1 pseudogene is annotated in these 398 nt (G+C 56.0%); it reads right to left on the bottom strand.

Annotated elements, in window-relative coordinates:
* Nucleotides 1-367: pseudogene (locus LZP73_RS19360) on the bottom strand (primosomal protein N'); the annotation flags it as partial.
* Nucleotides 368-398 lie beyond the last annotated feature (31 nt).

Raw genomic sequence — 398 nt, 5'->3', positions numbered from 1 at the left:
CACTGAGATAAACCTCCGTTTTACCGGAACCGGTAACGCCCGCCAGCAGCCAGGCAGAAAAAGTATCTGCCGCGCTATGAATTGCGCCAACGGCGGTGGCCTGTTCGGTATTCAACCGCAACCGCTCACCAGAAACGGCATAGTTCGTTCGCCAGTCGCTAAACTCTGGTGTTTCACTTGCTAAATCACACAGACCTTTTTTGCGCAGTGCCTGCAACGCGGCATCATTAAATTCAAGTTCCGCGACCTGATCACGCCAGATTTTGCCTTGCCGTAACGCTGCCAGCGCCTGTTGTTGCTTTGGCGAACGTTTCAGGCTGTTCAGATCCACCGCCTGACCTTGTTCAGTGGCAAACCAGTACCACATCGGCGCGTTCGCCGCAGGCCGCCCCTGGCGC

The organism is Shewanella sp. AS16, from assembly GCF_021412365.1.
GTDB lineage: Bacteria > Pseudomonadota > Gammaproteobacteria > Enterobacterales > Shewanellaceae > Shewanella > Shewanella salipaludis.
The sequence above is the reverse complement of the archived record's forward strand: the minus strand, read 5'-3'. Positions and strand labels throughout refer to the sequence as shown.